General features: G+C 53.5%; 20 protein-coding genes, 1 other RNA gene and 5 pseudogenes. 6 read left to right on the forward strand and 20 right to left on the reverse strand.

Annotated features, from left to right (window positions below):
• Position 1: 1 nt before the first annotated feature.
• Positions 2–1,462: an ATPase domain-containing protein gene (locus J2W17_RS22120; protein ID WP_307339397.1), complete on the reverse strand. Its 1,461-nt coding sequence runs from the start codon at positions 1,460–1,462 to the stop codon at positions 2–4.
• Entirely contained in the window at positions 1,459–1,893 is a 435-nt protein-coding gene (locus tag J2W17_RS22125; protein WP_307339400.1) for a hypothetical protein, read from the reverse strand. Before J2W17_RS22125 ends, J2W17_RS22120 begins: the two co-directional genes overlap by 4 nt.
• Before the next feature lie 314 nt (positions 1,894–2,207).
• On the opposite strand from J2W17_RS22125, the gene J2W17_RS22130 reads away from it, so the two are divergent.
• Complete coding sequence (locus J2W17_RS22130; protein WP_307339403.1) at positions 2,208–2,456, forward strand: helix-turn-helix transcriptional regulator; 249 nt, start codon at positions 2,208–2,210, stop codon at positions 2,454–2,456.
• A pseudogene (locus J2W17_RS22135) lies at positions 2,457–2,735 on the forward strand (HipA N-terminal domain-containing protein); the annotation flags it as partial.
• Here J2W17_RS22135 and J2W17_RS22140 read toward each other — a convergent pair.
• Positions 2,734–2,886, reverse strand: a pseudogene (locus J2W17_RS22140) (carbon-nitrogen hydrolase); the annotation flags it as partial. The pseudogenes J2W17_RS22135 and J2W17_RS22140 sit on opposite strands and share 2 nt — an antisense overlap.
• 51 nt (positions 2,887–2,937) lie before the next feature.
• Entirely contained in the window at positions 2,938–3,975 is a 1,038-nt protein-coding gene (locus J2W17_RS22145; RefSeq protein ID WP_307339408.1) for a LacI family DNA-binding transcriptional regulator, read from the reverse strand.
• Positions 3,976–4,186: 211 nt separating this feature from the next.
• On the opposite strand from J2W17_RS22145, the gene J2W17_RS22150 reads away from it, so the two are divergent.
• A complete protein-coding gene (locus J2W17_RS22150; protein WP_307339411.1) occupies positions 4,187–5,518 on the forward strand; it encodes an MFS transporter in 1,332 nt (443 codons plus the stop codon).
• A 13-nt stretch (positions 5,519–5,531) separates the two neighbouring features.
• Positions 5,532–6,887, forward strand: a complete 1,356-nt coding sequence (locus tag J2W17_RS22155; RefSeq protein WP_307339414.1) for an amidase — start codon at positions 5,532–5,534, stop codon at positions 6,885–6,887.
• 99 nt (positions 6,888–6,986) lie between these two features.
• Here the strand turns inward: J2W17_RS22155 and J2W17_RS22160 are convergent, their stop codons facing one another.
• Entirely contained in the window at positions 6,987–8,201 is a 1,215-nt protein-coding gene (locus J2W17_RS22160) for a D-amino acid dehydrogenase (protein WP_307339417.1), read from the reverse strand.
• 105 nt (positions 8,202–8,306) lie between these two features.
• On the opposite strand from J2W17_RS22160, the gene J2W17_RS22165 reads away from it, so the two are divergent.
• Complete coding sequence (locus tag J2W17_RS22165; RefSeq protein WP_307339421.1) at positions 8,307–9,215, forward strand: LysR family transcriptional regulator; 909 nt, start codon at positions 8,307–8,309, stop codon at positions 9,213–9,215.
• Positions 9,216–9,478: 263 nt separating this feature from the next.
• Here the strand turns inward: J2W17_RS22165 and J2W17_RS22170 are convergent, their stop codons facing one another.
• The 4 genes and pseudogenes from J2W17_RS22170 to J2W17_RS22185 form a co-directional block, all read right to left on the reverse strand.
• Complete coding sequence (locus tag J2W17_RS22170) at positions 9,479–10,090, reverse strand: hypothetical protein (RefSeq protein ID WP_307339424.1); 612 nt, start codon at positions 10,088–10,090, stop codon at positions 9,479–9,481.
• A 64-nt stretch (positions 10,091–10,154) separates the two neighbouring features.
• On the reverse strand, positions 10,155–10,307 hold the full coding sequence (locus tag J2W17_RS31155) for a hypothetical protein (RefSeq protein ID WP_373460016.1): 153 nt from the start codon (positions 10,305–10,307) through the stop codon (positions 10,155–10,157).
• Positions 10,308–10,346: 39 nt separating this feature from the next.
• Positions 10,347–10,730, reverse strand: coding sequence for a DUF6124 family protein (locus J2W17_RS22180; protein ID WP_307339426.1), 384 nt, complete (start codon positions 10,728–10,730; stop codon positions 10,347–10,349).
• A gap of 430 nt (positions 10,731–11,160) precedes the next feature.
• Positions 11,161–11,442, reverse strand: a pseudogene (locus J2W17_RS22185) (integrase domain-containing protein); the annotation flags it as partial.
• 126 nt (positions 11,443–11,568) lie between these two features.
• Here J2W17_RS22185 and J2W17_RS22190 point away from each other — a divergent pair.
• Positions 11,569–12,309: a cold shock domain-containing protein gene (locus J2W17_RS22190; RefSeq protein ID WP_307339429.1), complete on the forward strand. Its 741-nt coding sequence runs from the start codon at positions 11,569–11,571 to the stop codon at positions 12,307–12,309.
• 750 nt (positions 12,310–13,059) lie between these two features.
• Here J2W17_RS22190 and J2W17_RS22195 read toward each other — a convergent pair.
• From J2W17_RS22195 to J2W17_RS22240, 11 genes and pseudogenes are all read right to left on the reverse strand, one after another.
• Positions 13,060–14,910, reverse strand: coding sequence for a phospholipase D-like domain-containing protein (locus J2W17_RS22195; RefSeq protein WP_307339432.1), 1,851 nt, complete (start codon positions 14,908–14,910; stop codon positions 13,060–13,062).
• Entirely contained in the window at positions 14,907–18,569 is a 3,663-nt protein-coding gene (locus J2W17_RS22200) for an AAA domain-containing protein (protein WP_307339435.1), read from the reverse strand. Before J2W17_RS22200 ends, J2W17_RS22195 begins: the two co-directional genes overlap by 4 nt.
• A gap of 187 nt (positions 18,570–18,756) precedes the next feature.
• Positions 18,757–20,288, reverse strand: a pseudogene (gene tnpC / locus J2W17_RS22205) (IS66 family transposase).
• An 18-nt stretch (positions 20,289–20,306) separates the two neighbouring features.
• Positions 20,307–20,492: an IS66 family insertion sequence element accessory protein TnpB gene (gene tnpB / locus J2W17_RS31160; protein ID WP_373460018.1), complete on the reverse strand. Its 186-nt coding sequence runs from the start codon at positions 20,490–20,492 to the stop codon at positions 20,307–20,309.
• Positions 20,410–20,667 carry an IS66 family insertion sequence element accessory protein TnpB gene (gene tnpB / locus J2W17_RS22210; RefSeq protein WP_307339438.1) on the reverse strand — a complete coding sequence of 86 codons (258 nt, stop codon included), beginning with the start codon at positions 20,665–20,667 and terminating at the stop codon, positions 20,410–20,412. Before tnpB (J2W17_RS22210) ends, tnpB (J2W17_RS31160) begins: the two co-directional genes overlap by 83 nt.
• Before the next feature lie 86 nt (positions 20,668–20,753).
• Positions 20,754–20,978 (reverse strand): annotated as a pseudogene (locus J2W17_RS22215) (DUF927 domain-containing protein); the annotation flags it as partial.
• Positions 20,979–21,190: 212 nt separating this feature from the next.
• Positions 21,191–21,577, reverse strand: coding sequence for a hypothetical protein (locus tag J2W17_RS22220; RefSeq protein WP_307339441.1), 387 nt, complete (start codon positions 21,575–21,577; stop codon positions 21,191–21,193).
• 1 nt (position 21,578) lies between these two features.
• Positions 21,579–22,103 carry a hypothetical protein gene (locus tag J2W17_RS22225; protein WP_307339445.1) on the reverse strand — a complete coding sequence of 175 codons (525 nt, stop codon included), beginning with the start codon at positions 22,101–22,103 and terminating at the stop codon, positions 21,579–21,581.
• A 135-nt stretch (positions 22,104–22,238) separates the two neighbouring features.
• Positions 22,239–22,632: a transfer-messenger RNA gene (gene ssrA, locus J2W17_RS22230) on the reverse strand.
• A gap of 95 nt (positions 22,633–22,727) precedes the next feature.
• Complete coding sequence (locus J2W17_RS22235) at positions 22,728–23,006, reverse strand: hypothetical protein (RefSeq protein WP_307339448.1); 279 nt, start codon at positions 23,004–23,006, stop codon at positions 22,728–22,730.
• Positions 23,007–23,313: 307 nt separating this feature from the next.
• Entirely contained in the window at positions 23,314–23,595 is a 282-nt protein-coding gene (locus J2W17_RS22240) for a hypothetical protein (RefSeq protein WP_307339451.1), read from the reverse strand.
• Positions 23,596–23,639 lie beyond the last annotated feature (44 nt).

Genomic DNA, 23,639 nt, shown 5'->3' on the forward strand with positions numbered 1-23,639 from the left:
CTCATCCGTGGTCTTTGTCAGAACGCTGCCGGGTTGGCCTACCCCCAAGCAAACCTTCCTGGTCGGGCAACATCTCGCCGATCTGTAACCCGTTGTCGTCGATGCGATACAGGCGCAACTCATCGGAGTGGGCGCTGGCCCGGACCTTGACCACGGCCATGATGCGCAGCAAACGGCTCTGCACTTCAATGTAGCGCTGAACGATGATGGCGTCGGTGAGAAATGCTGTGCCGTAAGGACTGAAACGCAGATCGGTGTAGCGGTCCTCCAGCTCGGAGGTCATCAACACGCTGACGCCGACCCTGGTCAGCGCGGTGACCATGCGCGACAGCGACTCGCGGAAGTCTTCGCGGAAGGTCGGCGCCAGCGCCAGTTCGAAACCCGACAGCGAATCGATCACGACGCGGGTGGCTTTCAGCCGTGTGATCTCGCTCAACAACAACTGCACGATTTCGTCGATGGACAGGTCCGGGGCACGGCTGTCCACCAGACCGACTTGACCACTCTGGATCAGGCTGGCGAGGGTGGCGTTCTGGGAGTGATTAGGTCGTTGCTCGAACACTGCAATCACGCCGGTTTCGCCATTGCGCGCGCCTTCAGCGAGGAATGTCGAGGCCAGAATGCTTTTGCCCGAGCCCGACGGCCCGGCCACCAGTAAGGAGTAACCGCGAGGAAGGCCGCCGCCGAGCATCTCGTCGAGCTGCGGCACGCCCATTTTCAACCGCTTGATCGGGAACTGTTGCGGCGCTTCATCCGGGTTGAGTGACGCAGGCGCAAAGACTTTGATACCCGACGTGGCGATGCGAAAGGTATGCAGCCCCGGGAGTGTCGGCTGGCCGCGCATCTTCATGATTTCCATCTTGCGCACCATGGAATTGCGCTGAACGCTCTGGCGCAACCAGATCAGCCCGTCGGCGACGGTGAAAATCGGGTTGGTGTCGGTTTCGGTGAAGTATTCGCCAATCAGGAAGGTCGTCGCCTGCCAGGTGGTCATCAACATGCCCAATTGCTGAACGAACTGCGGCAGGTTGTTGTTCGGATTGTCCTGAGTCTGGCTGGCCAGCACCACCGAACGGAACGAGTCGACAAACACCAGTGCCGGTGAATGCGCCTCCACCTCGCTGACAATGCGCCGCAACACTTCGTCCAGATCCCCGGCCAGGGTGTCGTCGGCCAGGTTGACGTAGCGGATCGACCGGTTGATCGCTTCGCTGTCGAAAAAGTCGAATTGCTGCTGATAACGCAGCATCTTCAGCGGCGGCTCGCCGAGTACGGTAAAGAACAACGCCGGGCGTTCAGGCGTCGCCAGGGCGAACATCATTTGATGCGCCAGGGTGGTTTTGCCACAGCCAGGAGGGCCGGCGATCAGGTTGAACGAAAACTCCGGCAAACCTCCGCCCAGCACCTCGTCCAGTCCTGGCACGCCGGTGGCCAGACGGTTGATAGTCACTTTGGTGCTCATGGCGAAGTTTCCTGCGAAAGGGTGTCGCTCAAAGAAGGTTCCCACACGCCACGAAGCAAACGTGCGGTGAGCGAGGGCCCGATCAGCGTGGTCAGCAGCTGGTAGAAAGTGCTTAGCAACACTTCACCGAAAAACAGGGCATCGGCTGCGCTTTGCTCAACGAGTACGGACGTGAGGGCAGTCAGGTCCAGGGAGGCCTGCCCACTGTCGTAGGTGCCGGCCAGGCGCGGATGGTTGGCGGCGCACAGGTGCAGGCTGCGGCGATAAAGCGCGGCTACCCCTTGCTGGCCAAGGATAGGCGTGAGGGCCGCGTCCATACCCTGCAAAATTGAAGCGATCGCTTGTGCGATGGTTGCAATGTCAGCGTTGGGGCCAACGCGGTGCGTCAGAGAAGCTACGATCTGACGGCTCTCTTCGCTTTGCGTGGACATGGCTAACTGATATCTGATGGACAGTCTTTGATGGTACACCCTCTAGGGCTATAGGGAGTGAAATGCGTCAGAGGAGGGCGGTTATTGGATGACCGAATGAAGCGAACCATTCAACAGGCAAAAAAAAGCCCGCGGGAGGGCGGGCAAACCGTAGTTTCTTGAAGAGCGAGTGCAATGTACCGGTTGGGGAGGGGCGGTGGGGTGAAGAAAAATTCATTTGCATGGCGCATCTGCTGCAATAGGAGAGTGATTTGGTGATCGCTTCAATGTTACGTATGCGCCACACTTGGTCGTAAATGTCACGGTAACTGAACATGGACTACACTCTGTTAGCCTCGCGGCTTGGCAAACAAATACGTGTAAAGCGTATGAATCGTGGCCACACGCAAGCACAGCTAGCCGACCTGGCCGGGCTGACGCGGCAGAAAGTCATTGCTGTGGAAAAGGGGGCTCTATCTGTGAGCATGGTGGCCTATGCGCGTGTATTAGGCGCTTTGGATTGTGAGATCACCGTTGTTCCAGCGGCCATGCCGACCCTTGAAGAACTTGATGAGCTGTTCTGAATGAAAATGACCTCACTTTTCGTCAGCACTCCTGAAGGGCGCAGCGGCCGGATCTTCACCAGCGCGGCGGATTTCATTTTCCGCTACGACGAAGATGCGTTGCCGGACATGGCAATCAGCTTGTCGATGCCCGTACGACCTGATGAGTTCCGTCGACGAGACCTGCACCCAATCTTTCAGATGAATCTGCCGGAAGGGTACGTACCGGAACAATTACGTAATCGCCTGGCCAAGAAATACTCAACTCAACCCGGTTGGCTTCGAAGATATGGCGGCACCCGATTCGCCCAAAAGCAGTGTCCACCACTGGCGGCTGCGCGCTTCCGGCGCTGAAAATCGCGTTTTCCGCGCCCCAGAGATGAGCCTTCCGGTAAACCGCGCGCAATCCCTGGGCATCGATCATTGCCGCACTGTTGGCCACCCTGTCGCCCTCACAATCCATAGGAGCCGGCCTTGCCGGCGAACGGCCGTCCAGCCGCCCTCAGTCAGCGCGGCGCAATAGCGATGAACTCGCCCGCACCTGCAACTGCGGGGCAAGGATGATCGACTCGGCGGCCTCGCCTTTGATGCGCTTGAGCAATAGCTCCACCGCATGCCGGCCCATCTGCGCCAGCGGCAGGCGTACACTGGTCAGCGGCACGATCAGTTCGTTGGCCAGCGGGATGTCGTTGAAGCCGACGACGGCAATGTCCCTGCCCGGCTGCAACCCTTTGTCGCGGGCAGCGCCCATCAGGCCAATGGCAAGGAAGTCGTTGACCGCGAAAAATGTCTGTGGGCGTGGGTTGAGCCCCAACAGATACTCGCCTTGCTGGTGTCCGGTGTGGCTGTCGAAAGGACCATTGAGGATCCACTCCGGGCGCAGGGCGACGCCTTGCTCACGGTAATAGCGGATGAACCCGCGGGTACGATCAGCCCCGGTGGACGCATGCCGTTCACCCGCCAGGATCGCGACATCGCGACAGCCCAGCCGATACAAATGTTCGGCCGCCAACCAGCCGCCCAATTCGTCGTCGCTGGCCGCCGTGAGGTGTCCTGCAATCTGCCGGCTGACCAGCACGTAGGGAATGTGCTTGCGTGCGAGCAGATCGAGTAAGGGCTGGCTTTCACCCACGTGCGAGTCACCCACGATCAGCCCGGCCACCGAGCGGCGCAAGGCGTGCTCGGCACGTGCCAGTTGGCGCGGCTGCAGGTCGTCGGTATTGGAGACGAAAGTGAGGTAGCCGGCCTCCTCGGCGGCGCTGTCGATGCTGTCATAAATGGTCGCCATCACCAGGTCGGTGAGGCGCGGCATGAGTACGCAGATCTCCTGACTTTTGCGCAATTTCAGGTTGGATGCCTGCGTGTTCGGTCGATAATCCAGCTCCTTGGCCAGCCTGCGGATACGCGCCACTACCTCAGCCGACGCCGCTCGCTCGACCCCGTTCGGGTCGCCATTGAGCACCCGCGACACCGTGGAGACGTGCAACCCGAGTGCAGTCGCCATGGACTTCAGGGTGGCGGGGCGAGATTGATCCGGCATGTTTGAGAGTCTTCCAACCGTACATTATTCAGCGCGCGATTCTACCTCAACCGGGACCTCTTTCCGGGAAGAAAACCTTTACCCAAACGATTGACTAAAGTTTTTTCTGTATCTACATTTCGTTTACCCAAACGTTTGGGTCAAAAATAAAAATACGCCGGACGCGGCCGACTTTTTGACTTCTGCCATCATTTTGAAGAGTCAGATCCCTATGAAGAGCGCAGCTATTCCGTCTTTCCGTTACCAGATTTTCTTCCTGATCATGCTGATGGCACTGCTCAACTACATTGACCGCGGCGCGATTGCCTATGCCTCGGCGAGCATTCTTCCGGAGTACGGCTTCGACAAGGCCGACTGGGGCAAAGTCCTGGGTTACTTCGGTTACGGCTATATCCTCGGGGCGTTGATCGGCGGCATCCTGGCCGATCACTTTGGCGCCAAGCGCATCTGGCTGATTGCGGGTGCCACCTGGTCGATTTTCGAGATCGCTACCGCATTTGCCGGTGATCTCGGGCTGGCATTCATGGGCGGCTCGGCCATGGCCGGTTTCGCCACGATCCGTGTGCTGTTCGGCTTTGCCGAAGGCCCGGCCTACTCAGTGATCAACAAGAGCGTGGCCAACTGGGCCACGCCCAAGGAACGCGGTTTCGTGGTCTCGGTTGGACTGCTCAGCACACCACTGGGCGCGCTGCTGACCGCCCCGGTGGCGGTGGGCCTGCAAACTCTGACTGGCGGCTGGCGCAGCATGTTCGTGGTGCTTGGCGTGGTCAGCCTGGCGCTGCTGATCTTCTTCATGACGCGCTTCACCAACACCCCCGACGAGAACCCGCGGGTGTCCAAGGCCGAACGCGACTTCCTTCGTCGGGAACGCGCCGCGGCAGCCAATGCCTCGACCCCGACCACCAGCGTTGCGCCGGTATGGCATTTCTTCAAGAACAAGGACCTGATACTCAATGCGGTCGGTTACTTCTCGTTCGTGTACGTGACGTTCCTGCTGCTGACCTGGACCCCCAAATACCTGCAGGACGAGTTCCACTACAACCTGTCGTCGCTGTGGTACATGGGCATGATTCCGTGGACCGGCGCCTGCTTCACCGTGCTACTGGGCGGCAAGATCTCCGACCTGCTGTTGCGCCGCACCGGCAACCTGAAGGTGGCACGCAGCTGGCTGGCCGCGACCTGCCTGTTGTTGACCACGCTCTGCTTCATATTGGTATCGCAGGCCCAGACCGTGTGGGGTGTGATTGCCCTGATGACCCTGGCCAACGCCCTCAACGCGCTGCCGAACTCGGTTTACTGGGCCGTGGTGATCGACACCGCACCGTCCAACCGGGTCGGTGCCTACAGCGGCATGACCCATTTCATCGCCAACACCGCTTCGTTCATCGCGCCAATGCTGACCGGCTACCTGACCGTGCGCTATGGCTACTCGTCGATGTTCGTGGCAGCGGCGGTGGCTACTGCACTGGGCATGAGCGCGATGCTGATGGTGCGTCCCGGCAGTCGGCAGCCCAGCCCTTCCCCTTTACCCGCAGCAGTTTGATGGAGTTGTTTGTATGAGCTTGGTGAAGCCTCCTCACGTTGGATATTTTTTTGGTCAATCGGTCATCGCGCTGGCCGAGCGTCTGCGCGCGGGTAGCCTGACGAGCGTCGAGCTGACTCAAGCAGCCCTGGATAGCATCGAACGGCTGAATCCGATTTTGAACGCCTTCGTTCATGTCGATGCACCCGTGGCGCTGGCCCAGGCGCGCAAGGCCGACGAGCTGTTTGCCCAGGGCCTGGACCTGGGCCCGCTGCACGGCATACCGGTGGCGGTCAAAGACAATATCGACACGTTCGACCACGTCACCACCTACGGTTCGGCGCATTTCGCAGGCTTCAAGCCGAACCGCGATGCGCTGTGCGTGCAGCGCCTGCGCGAGGTGGCTGCGGTCATTGTCGGCAAGACCTTGACCCACGAATTCGCCTACGGCCCGACCGGTGACCGTTCGCTGCACGGCGCGGCACGCAACCCGTGGGATGCCAGCCGCATCACTGGCGGTTCCAGCGCCGGCAGTACCGCTGCGGTGGCCAGCGGCATGGTGCCGCTGGCGCTGGGCACCGACACCGGCGGGTCGATCCGGATTCCGGCGGCGTTGTGCGGAACTGTCGGCTTCAAGCCATCGTTTGCCTGTGTGCCGCTGGACGGGGTGTTCCCGCTGTCGTCGAGCCTCGACCACGTGGGCCCGATCGCCAACCACATCGAGGATGCGCGACTGCTGTTCGAAGTGGTGGCTGGACGGGTTTGTGCGCCGGTGGCCAACCTTCGGCCGTTGCGGGTTGGCTGGATCACCAGCGGCAGCTTCGGCCCGGTCGACGCCGAGCTGGATCGGCAGGTATACCAGGCGGCGCAGCAGCTGTTTGGCGAGGCGCTGCAGGATACTGCCGAACTGGAGCCGCTCGCGGCCGCAATGAAAGACACCTTGCTGGTAGTGCAACGCGCCGAGGCTTTCGATGTGCATGCCGAGCGCATGCAGGATGCGCCGCACAAGTTCGAGCAGGAGGTACGCGAACGCCTCGAACTGTCGCGTGAAGTCAGGGGCTGGCAATACATCCGCGCAAAAGCCAGCCAGGCACGGCTCAAGGCGGCGATGGCGCGTTTGTTCGAGCGCTATGACTTCCTTGTCTCGCCCAGCGTGCCGATTACTGCGACAGCGGTTGATGCGCGCGAGGTCCGGGTCGGTGAGCAGGACATCGATGTACGCGCCGCGGTGCTCAGCTACACCAGTGCCTGGAATCTCACCGGGCTGCCTGCGATCAGCCTGCCGGTGGGGCAGGTGAGGGGACTGCCGGTGGGGCTACAGGTGATTGGCGCCGCGGGAGAGGATGATCGTTTGTTGCGGGTTATGGCGCAGCGATTCGTGCGGGACTAGTGGGCCGGCGAATCGTTTGATCAATACAAGCCACCACCGTCACCCACCACCCAGCGCGGCTTGCGCTACAGCTGTTTTTTATGGGAGCAAGGTGCAGCATTACACCGGGGTGTCTTCGCGGCCAGCGATCATCTCGCTCAACCGCAGGGCGCAGGCACAGGCAAGGGTGAAGCCCAATGCCCCGTGGCCCAGGTTCAGCCATAGATTGCGGTACGGCGTGGCGCCGACCATGGGCACGCCGCTGGGTGTTGCCGGGCGCATACCGGCCCATTCCAGTGCCTGCGGGTAATCGCCGCCGAGGGGAAAGAGTGCTAAAGCGGCCTGGCGAATGCTGTCGATTCGTCTGCGGTCGATGGAGGGATCGAAACCAACGATGTCGACCATGGCGGCGACGCGCAGCTGTTGGCCGAGCCGCGCATAAACGACTTTGCGGTCATAGTCGGTGACGCTCACCTCAGGCGCTTGATGCTGAGTCAGAATGGGTACACTCAGGCTGTATCCCTTCAGCGGATAAACCGGAATCCGCATGCCTGGCAGCGCCAGTGCCGCGCTGCGATAACCCGCGCTCAACACCAGTTGTTGCACCGGCAGCACCTGATCGCCTAGCTCCACCGCCTGCACCGTGCCCCCGACTTCGCGGATGCGCGTTACCGCTTGGCCGAGGATAAAGTGGCAGAGCCCCGAAGCTCGCAACCGCTGTGCCAGCAACAGGCAGAACTGATGACAATCGCCGACTTCTTCATCCGGCGTAAAAATGCCGCCCACAAACGGCGAGTTTGCTAGCGTCGGCTCGAGGGCGAACAGTTCGTCCGGGCCTAGCACCTGCTGGGTCTGAGGTTCGCAAAGCCGCGTGCGGGCATGGGAAAAACTGGTCCGGGAGCGGAACGTCACCAGCTTGCCGTTGCGTCGCCAGGCGAACTCTCCCAGCGCGTCTTCTTCGCGCCAGGTATTCAGCACCTGCTGGCTTTGCAGTGCCAGACGGTAAAGCTGTTCCGCATTACGACGGTTGACCGAACCTCGGCAGGCGCCGAGGAAAGCCATCATCCAGCGCCACTGGCGCACATCCAGGCGCGGGCGCAGCCTGAGCGGTGAGTCACCTTGCAACATCCAGCCCAGGGCCTGCAGCGGCACACCGGCATCGGCCAGCGGCGCCACGTAGCGATAGGACAACTGCCCGCCGTTGGCAAAGCTGGCCTGGCGGGCGAGGTCCGGTTGCGCATCGATCAGGTCGACCTGCAGTCCTTGACGCACCAGGGCATAAGCCGTCGTCAGGCCAATTACGCCACCACCGATGATGCACACACGCTGAGTCATGATTCCGTTCCCGTTCTGCAAGCAGGCTTCACAGTAATAGGCATGACAGCGGGCCGATAATGAATAAAGATAAGCCGGGTATAGATAAAGGTTATGGGTTAGACCATGCGGCTCAGACATATTGAGGTGTTCCAGGCGATTCGCCAGGCGGGGTCCGTCAGTGGGGCAGCACAACTCCTGCATATCAGCCAGCCAGCGGTGACCAAAACCCTGCAGCACGCCGAATCGCAACTGGGTTTTGCCCTGTTTTTGCGGGTCAAGGGCAAGCTTCTGGTGACGCCCGAAGCGCTGGAACTGGAGCGTGAAGTGAACAAGGTGACGGCCAGTGTCGACGGTGTGCGGCGGCTGGCCCAAAACCTGCGCCACCAACCCGGGCAGACCTTGCGCATCGGCGCCACTCCGGCGCTTGCGTTTTCGTTGCTGCCGACCTTGATCGGCGAATGGACTCGGCGCTACCCCGGCACTTCGTGCGAGCTGGCCAGCCTGCACAGTCAGGAGCTGGTACAGAACCTGTTCATGCGCGAAATCGATATCGGTTTGACCCTGCACTGCCTCGATCACCCAGGCCTGAATGTGCAGCCCCTGGCCGAGAGCTATCTCGTGGCGTTGGCGCCACGGAATTACTGGACGCCGGAGCAGCGAGCGTTGCCGTTGCCGGTCGAGGAACTCAGTGATGCGCCGCTGATCGGGTTGTCTCATGCCGATCCCCTGTTCGCTCAGTTGGGGCTGTACCTGAGCACCATCGACCCGCCACCTCGGACGGCCATTCGCGTCCAGACCTACTCGTTAGCGAGCGCCCTGGTGGCATCCGGCACGGGGCTCGCGGTCGTAGACCCGTTCACCGCCCTCAGCGCGCCGCCCGAGCGAACGGCGATACGCACCCTCACGCCTTCATGGCCAGTGACGCTTTTCGCCATGACCCGGGCCAATGAACCGCATCCTCATATCCTCGACAGCCTGATCGCGCTGTTGGGCGAACAGGCCCGGCACCTCTTGGTGTCGATCCGGCAGTGAGCCGGGATCATCCTGGTTGAGCAGGCGCTCCACTCGACGGGCCTGGCGCAACAAGATCTGATCGTCGTCATTGCGGCCGGCCAGCATGAAACCGGTCGGCGCATGGCAACAAGGGTGAGTGCGCAATCCATTTTCGCGACCGGGCGATCTCCACAGGCTCATTGAGGATTTCTGCTTCCATCGTTTTCTGGGGGAAACGGTGTCCTGTCTTTCATGGGCTCGTTCAGGTACTCACTGAGCGTAGAGTGCAGAGGGTTTTATATTCAGGCCGTAGTATCGATCATTGAACTAGTGATCGAGTCCTTGCTTAATGCTTCCGCTAAAGCTGACGCAACTTGTTGGAGCGCACCAACAGTGCCTGCGATTTGCCCTTGAACCCCCATTACGGATGCCGTTTTAGCTTCAGCACTCGGATAATTAGCTGCTTGAACCGCCGCCAACTGCTGCTGTTGTTGCCTCAGCAGTTGCTGCAGTTCCTTCATTCGCTTAAGCAATTCCTGCACAGCGATATCGACGCCCTTCCCCTTGGCTCCCGTTGATTCCTGATTCGCATCAGTGGAAAGCTTAACTTCAACATCTGCCTCTGGTTCCAGACCCACCCGTTTCGCTGCCGTTTCTGCAGACGTCTTGCTGAGCGTTTCAATAGACGTTGCTGCAGGGGTGCTGATGACTACCTTGAAACCTGATATGCCAGAAGAGAGAGACACATGCAGCTCCATAAAAATTGTTATCGAAATTTCATCGGCAGCATGCGAATTCTCTTTAATGATTTTCCCTGGAGGAAAAACAGATTTACTTCTGCAAAAAAAATGGACGACCTCAGTGAGGTCGCCCATTGTCTTTTCTACGTCTAAATCTGCGTTTGCAATTGCCATTCAACAAATCGCAGTCGTCGCGCAGTGAAGTGACCAACACCCGCGCCAGTTCACTGTGAACATTTTACGTATACGGCAACAGCTCTCCAGCAATTGGGGTTGCCGTACGGATGCGGCAGGCCGCAGTTTCGTGCAAAACGTCCATCGGCGCTTTGGTGTCGATCAACAGTGACGCACTGCTGCAATCGATGCCGGTAACCGGCATGTATCGATCCATGACAAAAACCTCCAGTCGGTAACAAAGGTACGTCGCCACTCAGGGTTGGCTGGTGGACGGGATCTCTGGCAATCCATCGGGTGGGTCCAGGTTGTCCAGCGCTCGGTTTACCAACAGTTCGGCCACCACCGCCAGTTGCTGGATCGCCAGCGCTACGTTGCGGCGAGAGCTTTCCAGTTCGCAGGCAAGGTCCGTGCTCATGACGTTGAGCGAGGCCAGGGTTTCGCAGGCGTGGGCGAGCAGGGAGGGGGTGTCGATGTCGGGGAGGATGGTGAAGACGTGGCTGACGGGGTCGGGGAGACGTGGGTTGCGCAGTCGGGCGCTCACGAGGGGTTCGGTGACGTCGGAGAGCCTGGATAACTCGGGGGTATCAGGTGCCAAATCTGGCGAGGCGTCCGGTGGATTGGGGGTTATTTTTTTCACGATGAAGTTCCTCACACTGTTTAGAAAAACTGCCAGGCCCCTGCTGTCAAACAGGATTGGGTGGCAGCTGTACGCGGGTTGACAGACCGGAAGTGTGAGAACCCGGTGCACCCGAAGATGCCCCGCGCACAGCTGCCATAAACGAAGCGATATGCGCTAAAGCATGCCGCCCGATCAGGAGAGTGGAAGGTTACACTTTTCAGCCTGTCAAAGCCGATCGCTGATTTGCAGCGACACCGGAAGGCTATCTATGAAGAGCAGAGTTCGCTAGTTCATGGAAGGCGACGCGTCTTGCAGGAAATTTCCTAGGATGGGGAGCGAGTGGCACTACGATTTTGAGGGGGACCTTCTGGGGGCAGCGCGTCCTTTGCACAGAGCAACTTTCATCCTCCCAAAAAACTTCTCAGTATTTCGTCACCTCAAAAACCCTCAATAACGGCAGATCAGCCAGGATCGCCTCGCGCAGGCGTATTTCGGTTACTCGCGCTAACCAGACAATCCCGGCCAGCCGCTCGTGTTGCTGTTCGCCAAGCGGCTCAAATACTCGCTGCACCTATTGGCGGTCTTGGTCATCTGGCGCGCGGGTGCATACGCTCGAGCAGTTCTGTCCCAACGCCTGACTCGGGCTGGCGATTCTCACGTCCTGATCACCGCGCAGCGCAGCGACGATGCGGTTAACGCTGCTCAGGCGGTTTTGCGCGGTAGCGATGCAGCATGTGCAACCGGCAAGTCGACCTGCGTCAAACGTTTTTTGCATCAGCTAGCAGCGCTCAAGCACTGCTGCCAAATGCCCGGACCACGGTATCATAATGCCACTAACGACAAAGGGATCTTGTACATGACTGATCGAGCTAGAGACGACTCCCCTCGCATTACTGGTTTCGTTCGCAGCTTCATGCCTGAAAAGGGATTTGGTTTTATCCGCGGAAACGATGGTCGCGACTACTTTGTGCACAGAAAAAGTGTTGTCGGAGGTGAGCTTGTCGATGGCCAGCAGGTAGAGTTCGAAGGAATGCCCGGTCCGAAAGGCTATAAAGCGGTGAGGGTGATTCCCGGTGATCTGCCGCTCGAGCCTGGACAGGCCTACGAATCGCCAAAGCGTTTCATATGGACCCAGGATGCCGAGCCTCGTGGATTTCAGGTCATCTTTACCCTGGGAACCGGGTGGTCCGAATCAAACAACCCACACGTAGCAAGGGCCGGTCTGGAAAGAATTTGTCAAGAACGCGGCGGAAATGCCGTTCTCAACGTGCGGTTGGAGAAATCCAGCCGCCAGCAAGGCTGCTCGAACTATTACTGCACGATGCACCGCTACACCGGGGATTTCGTCAATGTTCAGCGGATTATCCAAACGTCTAACCAGGAGCTGATTGCTAGCTCCGTGCAGTGGCAACAGGAGTTCAATGCATGGATCGACAAGTTGAACGAGGCGCCGACATCAACGATAACCAAGCTGATACCTCCAGGCGCTTTGAAGCACGTGTTGAAACTAGCCTTCAGCTGGTCGGTCACCCTGGCGAAGATTCTCTGGGTGAGCATTCTGGTCAGCCTGCCGGGTAGGCGTACAAAACGCTTTTAGCTCGGGCGATTGATTTAGGGGCAACGAAAAGCGGGCAGATTTTGCTTGTCATGGCAGCATCCCACTCAAACGTTGACGCAGTTCTACCAACGTCACCGGGCTAGCGACTTCGCTGGCAAGCCAGCTCCTACGGGGGGCGTGTTAGCCGTTGGAGTACTGAACTCCAGATGCAACGAAGCCCGCATGTGGCGGGCTTCGTTGGCTTCGATTGGTGGGCCGGGGTAATCTGAACCTGTGTTCTATCTCCTTGATTTTTATAACTAATATCTGATTTTGTTTTTAACTGGAATACCAACTGGAATACCGTGCGCAATTACATTTCGCTTGACCGCCTACTTGTATTCGACCTGACAACCGTGCACATCCGCTCTGACGCACCTCGTATCTATGATGTGTGGTGAACTTCCTCCCGCTGTCGGGACAACATGCAACAATTAGTTGTTAACTTGTAAATGCTTTTCTTTGATGATTAAAAGTGCGAGTCATTGAGTTTTCGATTTTGACTATAGGGGGGTTATCGTTCGAGACTGGTTCGTGTGTTTAAATGGAAAAAGCATCATCTCTTTTTTTATGGGTTTAAATTCATATTCATAGTGTTGAAATGAAAGAAGCGAATCAATTTAAGCAGAGGTAAAAGCAATAAAAAAATCGGCAGACCCAAAGGTCTGCCTAGTACAGAAGTTATTGCATTAGAAGTTATAGCGCTTCAAGTGTTCAAGAGCTAATTACGATCAGCAAATGATTTGGAAGTCATGAGTTTTCGTAAAGTTGGTTAAATGAATTCATAAGTTTATCTCCAAAATTCGCGCCACTTAAGTATACGCCAAGCTCACTAAAATCATGCCCTTTTGAAGATGCAGACAACCAATTCAGGCTGCTTACTATTAGGTTAGTATCATCCCAAATTACGAATTTCGCATGTATTTGTGGATCGTCCGCCTTTGTTATCTTAAATCCTAAACTTTGCAATTCATCATTTACAGACTTAGCGTCCTTGTTTTTCATTGCACCACTAGAGCGTCCGTAAGCAACCCTAATAGATAAGTCAGGATTTGCTTTTCTTGCCGCAATTAGCGGGGTCAAAATAGGGCGTTCCGCAGCGAAGCTAAATCTGTGGCTGCATATGAAAAAACTATCAACAACTGATTCGCTTGCTTGCTTTATTGCTGCGTGATGTTCTGCAGAGGTCAGGATTTGAGCCTCAACGGTATTCCCTCCGGAAGGCGGGATGCTCTCAGCGGTTTTGTAAATACGCGATGCCTCCATGGCAAGATCTCGACTTAACATGTTAGCAACCCCATATCGCCCAGTCGCTAAGTCCGATGCAATATTTAGGCAATCCGAAACTAAAATGGAATCTCTAATTTGTACGGAAGCTTCAAACCTATTAAATCCACTCGATAGCCAGTTACATGATCCCACTGTTAAGCTCCACGAACCATCTGCGCTATCGGTTACGATGAATTTTGAGTGCGAGCCAGTTGGAGTCGTGTGAAAATTGATCTGTGTTGAAAGTCCTTCTGAGTTTATCCGCTGCTGAAATTTTTCAATTGCATGTACTAACTCATTGTATTGCTGAACTTTGTTTGCTTCGCCTGGTTCTGTCTGTCCCCATAAAATGTCTACTTTTACTCGTTTTTTACCCGACTCAAGAAGCTCGACAAAGATTTCTTCAGCAGTAGATGGGTTTATAAATGTTGTATGTATGATTAGTCGAGTATGTGCGTTTTTAATGCTGTCAAATAGGTGCTGCCGATGTTGTTCGCCGCCTGATATAATGTTTACTCTTCCTACTTCTACCTCGCGTGCTTTAAAGTGACGTTCCAGAGAGTCTACTTCGAAAACCTTTCCCTTGTGACGCAGGGGAATTGTGGTGCTAGCACTTTCAGCTAGTACTTTTCTTTGATTTTTAGCTGCATCAATAATAGCCCCTTTTAACTCCATCGAGATGTCAGGGATACCTGATACCTGATCTTCGTTATCTACGCATGCGAGCATGTATCTGAGGGAGTCGCTAAAGTTTTCTTTAATATATTCATCTTCAATTCCAACTATCTCCTCATTCTCATTAGGCAGGCAGTTAAGTATTTCAGTGAGCTTTGGCGAAAACTTAGGATACTTTACTTTCAACTCCACGCAGTGACTTCCATACTGCTTGGCCAAGCTGGTCGCCTTGCCAGCTTTGTATATCAGATAGTTTTGTTTTCTTTTTTTCTTTTCAAATCTATAGCAGTCTCCGGTTAATGGGTCAATTAAAAAGCTCCTAACCACACTCATAGGTACCTGATTTGAAGGGAGCTCTTCATTTCCCGAGACGGCCATTCCACGCTCTGTAAGTGCGAATAAAAATTCACTATCAGAGTTTATTATCTCTATCCACCCTGCTTTCATCAGCGGAATTAAAATCTCAACTATAAGCTGCCTTGGTAAGCATGACTCACTGGACAGTGTTTGAGAGGTTTTTGGACTTTCAATTAATGATATTAGTATCATTAGGTCTATGGCGCCCCATTTCTGAGAGCGCGAAATTTTTAATCGAAAAGTTCCAAAACCGAAAGGGACTTTGACAAATATTTTTTGACGATTCTCAGTTTTGGTCATGATCTCTTCCTAGCTCTTTTAGGCTCAAGCGGGGCTGGGTCAGCTTTAAATTTATCTGAACTTATAAATACGGCATGCTTGGATGACTTGAGGCTTTCAAGCTTAGCAATCAGTGAGACAAGAAATTCGTTTCTCGTGTTCCCTTTACTCACCTCTTCTCGTTGAATCTTTTTTGCCCAATGTTTTAAAAATTCATATGACCCGACTATAACTAGTTGATGCTTTGCACGGCTGAGTAAAACATTCATGCGTCTGCTGTCTAGCAAAATTCCCAAGGCACTTAGAGGATAAGAGTCACTATTATTTCGGACCAATGAAATAATAGTTAAGTCTGCTTCCGCTCCCTGAAAGGCGTCGACTGTACTGCAGAATGAGGACGAATCGTCAGGTTTTGAAAAATCGCGGAGATTTAAAATTGTCTGGCTTTCTCTATCAAGCATTGTTGATATTCGTTCAATCTGCTTGTTGTACGGAGACAGTAAGGCTAACTTCGGTAGTTTTTGAATTCCCGGTTTCCTACGCAGGAGCTTCAGTAAATTTACTACGGCTTCAACTTCAAATGGATTGTTCCATTGTGGCTTTCTATCGCCCGACTTTACCCCCTGATTGGCCTGTACATCGGGAGTTTCAATCCATATAATGGGGGCGCTGTTTATCTCCTCAAAATCCGCCGTTTCAAAGTAGAATGGCTTGTTATGCTCTGTATAAAATTCTTTTTTCTCATCTGAGGTGTCCAATTTGCGTTTGTAGAATACATCAGATACAACCTCCGCAATTATTGGATGCATCCTGTGCTGTATCTCTAACATACTCGCGATGGGTTTATGTCGACCCTCATGACCATAATGATCTTTCGATCTCTTTAGCGCGATTTCTTCTTCGTTTATTAGGCTTTCGAATAGCAAGTGGAGACGTAGAGCTTCCCTGCAAATATCTTCAAGATCTTGCTCGGAAAAGTTATCAATAGACTCTTGATTTAATTTATTTTTTACAAACTCACCTTTTATATTGTTGTTGTAGATTTCCTGCGAAAATTGCAGGGCCTTTTTAAGGCTGCTCACATCTCCTAATGCCTTTCTCATAACTTCTGAAGCATATGGTGGGAGTTGCTTGTGATCGCCAATCATCAATCGCCTGTGCGATAGCAACATGGGGCTTAATAGTTCTAGTCCGGTAACTTTTCCAGTTTCCTCCATGATCGACCAATCGAATTGAGAGTTGGATTTTATAAGGTCTTCAACTTGTTTTGAGTTGGTAGTGGCGAATACCAAGTTTGCTGATTTCAGAAGCTGATTGACCAGTGTGCTACGGCCTGATCGATTTCCTGGGGTGCTGAGTGCAATTACTCCATTTTTTGTGCTCTCTGAAGGGCAACTCTTGAAAAGAGGGCTTGAGAGAAGATTGTTGATTTGTTCCTTCGCTAGTTCATCTACTTTAAGGTTCGGATCTGCATCATCTTCCGGAGAACCATTTTTAACGCAGCTTATAACCAAGAGAGGGTTCTGGGTACTGTCTCTTTCTAGCGCTTTATTAACTTCATTAAAAAGGTGATGAACTGTGGAGTGGCTTTGTGCCGTAAGAAGTAACCGACTGTTAGCCTCGCTCGAAAAAACTTGCTGCACCAACGTGGTGACTAAGTAAGTTTTACCCACCCCGGGTGGGCCTTGGACTAGATATAGAGGTAAAGTACTTAGTACTTTTTGAAAAACGTCTCTTTTTGAGCTGTCTAACTCATTGAACGAATCATGTAAAGTAACGTTTTCGTTAGAGCTCATAATCCTTCTGTGGGGGGATTTTAGTAACTCTATCAATTCGTCATGCTGGCTTAAGGCATCAATTGCTGCAGCCCGTCTACTGAGTTGGCTAATGGTTCCTTGAGTGGAGCTTGTGATTATGAAAGGAGTTTTATGGTCTGGATTTGACGTATTTGTTGTGAACTCATAAATGATTTCACCATTGTTTTGTTGGCTAGATAAATAGTCGAGTACAATTTCGTGATCTTCGTCGTTAAAATTAGAATTGCTTAGGAAAAACCATCGTGAATACTCGCCACTGTTCGTAAAAATTTGTTTTAGCCTTACAGCTGGGCTTTTTATTGATAAGCTTTGAGATACGGTTTCTGCTTCCGGATCAATTCTAGTACGTAGCTTTACGTTGTACAGAGAGGGGTCGTCAGAATCTATCGTGTATGATATGACCTCAATTGGATAAATTTCGGCTTTGGCAAACGCTATTTCAGTAAGGTGATACGCAGCAAAACCTGTTGTTAGATCTTTTGCGACCTCATCCTTAGTAGCTGGAAGATCCAAATTATCAATATACTCGCTCCATGGGTAGGGATTAAGTCGTTCCAGCTCAACTCTATTTGTATGCACAACACATTTAATGTGCCTATTGATCTGTACCTTTTGATTTCGCTGCCCAAGCTTGATAGGTGGAGTTAAGTATGCTGAATGGCAGAATGCTGTATTCCAGCTTCCCTCTGGGTCCAACCGGTTACTTTTGTTTTTTCCAATGATGTAGGAAAGCTGAGAACCGATAAGCAGATATTCAAACTCACCGTTATTTTGAAATATCTTTGTTATGCTCGAGGTCGCGAGATCTTGATTAATAAAATCTAGTAGTTCGGATATGTCTGCTTCTGAGAGAGAAATGGAGTGATTTTCAAAAAATATATGCTGTACGGCATTAAATACTGACGTTTTTCCAGAGCTATGCTGCCCTTTGGTAGATGATGTGTTAAATAGAAAGGCTAGCGCCAGTGGGTCAGGGCTTTTTTCGAGGAGGCTGTTCAGCTCTGTAGTTATATCCTTTATTTTCTTTAGTGCTATGTCAGAGTTTATTACCTTGCTTGAAGCGCTTTTATCAATATCGATAGAGCCGATTAGGCCCCGTATGAGGACTAACTCATTTATTGTTAGGTCGGTTTTTTCGATGAGTTTGTCAATTGGGTAATAGGTGCTTGATATTTCTTCCTGATCAATTTTCAGTATTTTGGCGATCAAAAAACCAAGGTCCATCCAATCAGTTAGGAATGAAAAGTGCTTCCTATTAACATCAGTGGATGCATTTCTGGTTTTATTCGATTCTGACATCCGCTGAACACGGATTGACCACTCAAAGCCTGTAAGTTGAAAATCTAAATCACTAGTTGGGTCGGTAAGTATCGAATCAATATTTAGATGCCTGTGTAGAAGGCCTTGAGAATGCAAGATATTAATTGCCGATATTATCCGACTGATATTTCTCCAAAATTTCAATCGATTTGATATCGGTCTCAGGTTGAATATCCAAGGGCGCTGTAAATACAGAGTCCTCGATGTAGATCCGTAGTACATCGAAAGGGGTAGTCGTGACCCACTATCTAGAACTAAATAAAATCCATGTTCGTCCGCGTGTGATTCATATATTGGAGAAATATAATCTCCCACTCCTGGGCAACCTTTGAGCCTTTGAAGTTGCCTTTTTTCGTACAGCCATATTTCTTTTAGTATTTCGGTTTTATCGTGATGGCGGTTGAGCCAGTATTTGACTATTACTTGTTTTCCTTCTACCTCCGCTCCTAGAAGGCCTGGGTTCCCATGTTCAAAGTCATATTCTCTTATGGGTATTAAATCTGTGAATTTTGCGAAAAATGGTATTGAGGAAATGTTTTGCATTACCAGCCCCTATATTCCATGGCTTAAAGATTTGATCTTATATCGAAATGCTAGCTTTGTGCTACTAGGTGCTGAGATGAGTGGTCGGGCCTACTCAAGATTAAGATGCGTCTAATTACAGCCCTCCACCGGAGAGGCCTTCGTAAGCGCTCCACAAACCTTACCTAGTCAAAAGTGGGCGGCGCGTTTAGCTGTGGGGTCGAGGCTTGCAGTTCCATGGCAACAGGGCTTCGTAATCTTCGGCCGAGGGCGCCTGTGGCAGGCGCTCCAGTGCGTGGCGCAGCCACGCATAAGGCTCTTGGCCGTTGGCTTTGGCGGTCTCGACCAGGCTGTAGAGTTGAGCACTCGCCGTCGCGCCTTTGGGCGTATCGCTGAACAACCAGTTCTTCCTTCCGATGACGAAGGGCCGGATCGCACGCTCGGCGGTGTTGTTGTCGATGGGCAGGTAGCCTTGCTCGACGTACCGTTCCAGTTTGCACCAGTTGTTTGCCAGGGAGGTAACAGCCTTGCCAAGTGCATTCTGCGTGGTCATGTATGGGAGCGTTTTTTCCATCCAGGCCTTCAGCTCACTCATTACCTTGAGACTTAAATCCTGACGTCCTTTTTTCCGACCCTCATCGCTACTCTCTTTGTAGGCGATCTCGATGCCGTATAGCTTGCTGATCAGCTTCAGCGCGATATCGGCGCGCCCCGTCTTGCCTTTGGGCTGCACTTTTTGTGCTTCAACAAACTTGCGCCGAGCATGAGCCCAGCACCCTAAACGCTCGACTCCGGCCTGTGCGCCGAGCGCGTTGTAACCGGCGTAATCATCGGTCATGAGATAGCCGCAGTAGCCATCGAGCAGGCGCGTCGGTACCTCCTGCGCCCGGCTGGTGGAGTAATCGAAAAGGATCACGGGTTTGTCTGGCCCGCCGCCGGTTTGCACCCACATCCAGGACTGACTGCTCGGCTCTCGATCAGGCTCTTTCAACACCTGCACGCGTGTTTCATCGCAGTGGATGACCCGGCTGGCCAACAGGCTATCGCGCATTAAATTCAGCAGCGGCTGGAAGTGCTCACCGCACTGGATAACCCAGCGAGCCAGGGTCTGACGTGGAATATCGATGCCATGGCGGCTTAGTACTTTTTCAAAGCGGTGAAGCGGCAAACCGTCCACGTACTTGGTGGTTAGCAGCATCGCCAGAACACTTGGGCTGGCCATGCTTTTTTCAATCAATTGAGCCGGCTTGTCCGCAGTGACCGGTGCTGTCTCGCAGTCGCGGCAACCGTAAACTTTACGAACGTGTTTGATCACACGGATCTGCATCGGCACGATTTCAAGCTGCTCGCTAACTTCCTCGCCAATGGCGTGTTTGCGGCAGCCGCAGGCACACGTCAGTTCATGCTCGAGAAGTTCGTGGATGACTTCGATACGTGGCAGGTCGGCAGGCAGCGGCTTGCGTTTGCCGCGACGCTTGGCCGGAGCGACAACCTCTTCTTCCGTGTCTTCGTCGACAGGTTCGGCGATGCTTTCCGCTTCGTTGAAAAGGGCAAGTTGTGGTGTTGCCGGATCGGCTGTCTGCTCGGACTTACGCCCGAACAGGCGCTGGCGCAGCAGCGCGTTTTCTTCTTCAAGATGAACGATGCGGCCCTTGTTGGACTCGCGCTCAAGCAGCATCTGCTCTAGCAATTGCTTGAGCAGCGCGGGTCGTCAGGAAGGTCTTTGGGCATCGAAATCATGCCCTGGATTATACCGAATCAGGCCACGAATCGTGGCGTCAAAACTTGATGGGGGCGGTTACGCCAGAGGTCGAAACCGTCGAGCAGCCAGTTGAGCTCCTGAACGGTCAGGAGAATTGCCTCATCGGTGACATCGGGCGAGGTTTTGAATCGCTCGGACTCCAGCCGCTTGAGCCCATAAGCAGATGCCGTTACGCTCCCAATACAAAATCTTCACCCGGTTGCGGGGCTTGTTGAGGAAGACGAAAAGTACGGGGTCAAAAACCGCGACCTTGATGTCCAGTTCGACTAGCGCAGCCAGGCCGTCGATGGATTTTCGGAAGTCGACAGGCTTGGGGTAGAGATACACTTTTTCGACTTTGGCATCAGGTCGCATCATGGTGAACGAGCTCCAGAAAGAATTCGGGAGCACAAGCATCCGGGATCACTTGGTGGCTTCGAATGTGTAGTTCATGGAACGGTTACATTAAATCCGTACCCGTGTGCGGCCTCGATCAGTGCCGGTTTGTTGTACAGGTACAGCCGCTTCCCCATAGATAACTCCCAGACCCCGGCCCGGTTATGTACCTTGGTGTCGGGCGTCTGGTCGTTCACGTTGGAGAATCGGCTATCACCGTGCTTGGCAATGAAATCGCTTACGCTAGATAGTATTTGCCGGTCTTCGGCATTGCCACTTCCCACACGACTCAACCCCAAGGTAGGAGCCGTATGCGGTAGTTACGCACGTACGGATCTGTGCGGGCGGGCGGGAGGCAACTGCCGTTCCTACCGCGACCGAACAGGATTGTTTACTGTCCGTTGAAGGAGGGCGCCGCTGGCTGAGCAGGCAGTGGATTGGATATGTGAAAAGTTGATGGCGGGCTGTAGCCATCTGCGGAGAGCTGATGGCTTCGCTGGAGTGTTCAGTCTTCTATGACGTAGTCGCCGACTCTTGGGCTGATGAGCGGCTTCGTCCGATCCAGGCCCATTCTTACTGATTCAGTGGTTGGACCAAAAGAGTACAGTGCTGCGTGGCCCGATCGCTTGATTTCCTTAATATCCGGATCCCGTTGAACATCGATGGACGTCAATGTGGATATTTTTTGCTGAACGTGAGTTGCTTCGACCCTGCCGCGCACAAGTTCAAGTTGCTCCAAAACCTCACCCGTGTCTGGGTCGGTAATTGTTTCGCCCAGGCCGATCACCACAAAGGTCTGACCGGTACGGATGCTGTGATCTGCTCCAATGTTAACAACTACTGTTGTGTCATTGACAACGCTTACCACTTTTCCAAGGTAGCGAGGATTCATTTTAGTTTCCTTGGCGAATTAATTGCTGCACAGCAGTGAAAGGCACTACTGGTCGTATTTCCAGCATTTTCAGCTCCTCGGGTCCGACTGGCACAGTGGCTAGTATCTGTAGATCGAGCTGAATGCGGATTTGAATGAGCGTCGGCTGTACATGATCAACGACGCCAATATAAGCAAGGCGTTCCAGGCCATCCTGTTGCGAATAGCATCCAACCAGAATGTTGGATAAGAAATGCTCATTTTTTCTTATCACGAAGATGCCAGACTCGACAACAAACCGGATCGGATTTTCGAACGGGGGCGATGGCCGACCTCTCTCAATCGAGTCATGTGCGATCTTGAGGAGGATGACCATGGCATAAAGGCCCAGCGTGATGCTGAGTAATAGCCATTTCACGGAAACGTCTGCTGACGTATTGACAAAAATTGTCACAATGGAGGATAGGACCCCTATCACCGCGATGAAGATGGCCGTGCCGTTTATGCTGAATACCGCTTTGCGAACATCCTCAAGCACAGCCTTCATCCCTTATTCAATCGCGAGCTACCAGGGCGGCTCTAAGGCTTCCATTAAGCTGTCATTACGAAGCTAAAACAAGCCCATGAGACACAAAAAAGGCACTCGCGATAAACGCTAAGTGCCTGATTTGTAACGCTTATTTGGTGGAGCCGGGGGGATTTGAACCCCCGTCCGCCAGTACTCCGCTGTCGGTACTACATGCGTAGCCGTGTCTATTAAGTTAACCCTCAGCGACCCGACGGGCAGGGTGCATTGGGCGAGTTGTGTAAGTTTTAGCCGCTTCGTCCACAACGTACTGCACGGCGATTCTGTTCTATATGACAATCACTTTGGGTTTACAGACATCCCCTGATGATTGCTGGACCCGAAGGTACCAGGAGGGAAGGGCTAAGGCTGCTTACGCAGCGAGAGCGTATTCCCCGTAGGTTTCGTCATTGGCAACTATAGAAAGTTGCAACAGTGGATTTACGAGTTCTGTTACCAACTCGGCATGCACCTAAAGTTTCGCAACCGGCGTCGAATCCTAAACGGCCCCGAGCCTGTTGCTCTGTGAATCATGGTGAGCAACAAGCCTGCGTAGTGTACGCCAACACGCGCGAGAAGGCCAACCCGAAGGTTGGTCACCACAGATTATGGGGTGGGTTGGTTGCGCTGTTGGTCGGCGAGTGCCGAAGCCTGGGTGGCCTCGGTGACGCATTTATTGTCGTCCCCGGCGGCTTTGGACGCCTCGGCGCTGGACATCAGTCGCTTGATCTCCATGGCGGTGTTGCTGGAGCTCGCCGGCAGTGAAGTTACTTTGTTTTTGAGCTCTTGGAGCTTGCTCGTACAAAGGTCGTTGTCCGCAGCAAATACGGGAGAGGCCAACATTGCAGCAGAAATGAACAGACCAGCGAATGCGGTACGTTTCATGGGTATCTCCTTGAGCTGATGGTCTCGCGGTGCTGCCGTATGAGCAGGCGGCCCGGCCGAGGTCGGAAAACCGGCCACGATTGATGGGGCCTACTTAAAAGACTACGGCGCTGCGAAGGAATTCGTTTCTTGCAAAAAATGCTATGAAAAAACGGTTTGATAGAAGCATTGGCATTATAGAGGATTAGCCGAGCCTCAGATGCAACAAAACCCGCACTTGGCGGGTTTTGGTTTGCTTCGTATTTGGGGTGAGCCAATACGCCAACAATCCCATAAGGCCAACCCGAAGGCTGGCGCTTTGCTGGGGCTATTGTGTTTTGCCACCGTCACTGGATTTCTGGATATCCTGAATGGTCTGAGTCGTCTCGGCGATGCAATCTTCAGTGCCTTTTTTAGTGCCCAATGCGTGAGAGGCTTTGGCTTTCTCGACGGAGGCCGCCACCTGATCACTCATCTCTGGAGAAATCTGTGCTTTGGCATTTTCGATGGTTTTCAGATTGGTCGTGCAGAGGTCGTCTGTGGCGGCAAACGAGGTGGAGGCCATCATGGAAGCAGTAACGAACAGACCTAACAGTACAGAACGTTTCATGTGTATCTCCTTGAGCTGAGGGTCCAGGCTTCGCTGGCCATCAG

Origin of the sequence: Pseudomonas lini, from assembly GCF_030812475.1 — a bacterium.
GTDB classification, from domain to species: Bacteria; Pseudomonadota; Gammaproteobacteria; order Pseudomonadales; family Pseudomonadaceae; genus Aquipseudomonas; species Aquipseudomonas lini_A.

Bases quoted from the DNA above. Each gene is read 5' to 3' on its own strand.
- J2W17_RS22165 (WP_307339421.1), top strand. From the start codon at position 8,307: ATGCGGCTCAGACATATTGAGGTGTTCCAGGCGATTCGCCAGGCGGGG.
- J2W17_RS22240 (WP_307339451.1), bottom strand. From the start codon at position 23,595: ATGAAACGTTCTGTACTGTTAGGTCTGTTCGTTACTGCTTCCATGATG.
- J2W17_RS31155 (WP_373460016.1), bottom strand. From the start codon at position 10,307: ATGGATCGATACATGCCGGTTACCGGCATCGATTGCAGCAGTGCGTCA.
- tnpB (WP_307339438.1), bottom strand. From the start codon at position 20,667: ATGATGCGACCTGATGCCAAAGTCGAAAAAGTGTATCTCTACCCCAAG.
- J2W17_RS22145 (WP_307339408.1), bottom strand. From the start codon at position 3,975: ATGCCGGATCAATCTCGCCCCGCCACCCTGAAGTCCATGGCGACTGCA.
- J2W17_RS22130 (WP_307339403.1), top strand. From the start codon at position 2,208: ATGGACTACACTCTGTTAGCCTCGCGGCTTGGCAAACAAATACGTGTA.
- J2W17_RS22150 (WP_307339411.1), top strand. From the start codon at position 4,187: ATGAAGAGCGCAGCTATTCCGTCTTTCCGTTACCAGATTTTCTTCCTG.
- J2W17_RS22120 (WP_307339397.1), bottom strand. From the start codon at position 1,462: ATGAGCACCAAAGTGACTATCAACCGTCTGGCCACCGGCGTGCCAGGA.
- J2W17_RS22155 (WP_307339414.1), top strand. From the start codon at position 5,532: ATGAGCTTGGTGAAGCCTCCTCACGTTGGATATTTTTTTGGTCAATCG.
- J2W17_RS22125 (WP_307339400.1), bottom strand. From the start codon at position 1,893: ATGTCCACGCAAAGCGAAGAGAGCCGTCAGATCGTAGCTTCTCTGACG.
- J2W17_RS22160 (WP_307339417.1), bottom strand. From the start codon at position 8,201: ATGACTCAGCGTGTGTGCATCATCGGTGGTGGCGTAATTGGCCTGACG.
- J2W17_RS22190 (WP_307339429.1), top strand. From the start codon at position 11,569: ATGACTGATCGAGCTAGAGACGACTCCCCTCGCATTACTGGTTTCGTT.
- J2W17_RS22220 (WP_307339441.1), bottom strand. From the start codon at position 21,577: ATGAATCCTCGCTACCTTGGAAAAGTGGTAAGCGTTGTCAATGACACA.
- J2W17_RS22195 (WP_307339432.1), bottom strand. From the start codon at position 14,910: ATGACCAAAACTGAGAATCGTCAAAAAATATTTGTCAAAGTCCCTTTC.
- J2W17_RS22170 (WP_307339424.1), bottom strand. From the start codon at position 10,090: ATGGCAATTGCAAACGCAGATTTAGACGTAGAAAAGACAATGGGCGAC.
- J2W17_RS22200 (WP_307339435.1), bottom strand. From the start codon at position 18,569: ATGCAAAACATTTCCTCAATACCATTTTTCGCAAAATTCACAGATTTA.
- J2W17_RS22225 (WP_307339445.1), bottom strand. From the start codon at position 22,103: ATGAAGGCTGTGCTTGAGGATGTTCGCAAAGCGGTATTCAGCATAAAC.
- J2W17_RS22235 (WP_307339448.1), bottom strand. From the start codon at position 23,006: ATGAAACGTACCGCATTCGCTGGTCTGTTCATTTCTGCTGCAATGTTG.